Source organism: Actinoplanes sp. NPDC048791 (assembly GCF_040650095.1).
GTDB lineage: Bacteria > Actinomycetota > Actinomycetes > Mycobacteriales > Micromonosporaceae > Actinoplanes.
In genome coordinates this window covers 23,571-24,476 of record NZ_JBEZGQ010000018.1, presented here as the reverse complement: position 1 = coordinate 24,476, position 906 = coordinate 23,571, and the positions used below count along the sequence as shown (strand labels likewise).

The following is a 906-nucleotide window of genomic DNA, read 5'->3' as shown; positions in this document are numbered from 1 at the left end:
GCGAGTTGAGGCGCGAGGCCGGCGCATCGCACGGGCGCGTGAGGTGAGGGGCGTAGCCGGGGTTGCCCGCTGTGCGGGCGAGGGTGAGTGGTCCCGCACCTGGCAGGGAGCGAAGCGACCGGTCTCGGCGGGAGCGACGGTCAGTGACATGCAACCAGGCACGACCTGAATCTGATCCTGATCTTGATCTTGATCTTGCAAACGCGGATCAGATCTTGTCGCCGAGCTCCACCTGAGGCTTCGGGACGCGCATGCGGCGGAAGGTCAGCCCGCGCATGATCCCGTAGAGATAGAGCGACCCGATCCGCTGCGTCGTGTTCGGGAAGCGCTCCGCGACCAGCTTCTTCACCTTGCGGGCGATCAGCACGCTGTCCACCAGCACCGCGATCGCCAGGATCGCCCAGAGCAGGTTGGCCCCGATCTGGACCACCGGCGGCATCGCGCCCGTCGAGCCGATGAAGACGATGATCGCGCCGGCGAAGAACCAGGTGCCGGCTGTGCGCTTGGCGTCGACGATGTTGCGGACCAGGGCGCGTTCCGGGCCGCGGTCGCGGGCCAGCAGGTAGCGCTCGTCGCCGGCGCGCATGCCCGCCGACGCCTCGGCCCGCTCGACCTTCTGACGCTCGCGCATCTGCTTGTAGGCCTCGCGCCGGTTGGCCGGGGCCTGCGCCGTGTCGTGCCGGCGCTGCGCGTTGGTGCGCTTCGGCGTCGCGACGCCGAGCTCCTTCTTCGAGGGCGTGTAGGCCTTGGGCTTGGGCGCGGCCGACTGCCCGCCTTCGTCGGTCACCGTGGCGGTGGCGTCGGAGACGAGGTCGGTGGACTTTCGGCGAAACAGCGAGGACACCCCCGCAGCGTAGCCAAGAGCCCCCACAAACCCGAAACCGCGCCGGCACAGAGCCGGCGCGG

1 protein-coding gene is annotated in these 906 nt (G+C 69.8%); it reads right to left on the bottom strand.

Annotation, left to right across the window (positions count from 1 at the left end; genetic code table 11):
* Window positions 1-208: 208 nt before the first annotated feature.
* On the bottom strand, window positions 209-844 hold the full coding sequence (locus AB0C29_RS03330) for a DUF3043 domain-containing protein (RefSeq protein ID WP_360814495.1): 636 nt from the start codon (window positions 842-844) through the stop codon (window positions 209-211).
* Between the last annotated feature and the right edge of the window lie 62 nt (window positions 845-906).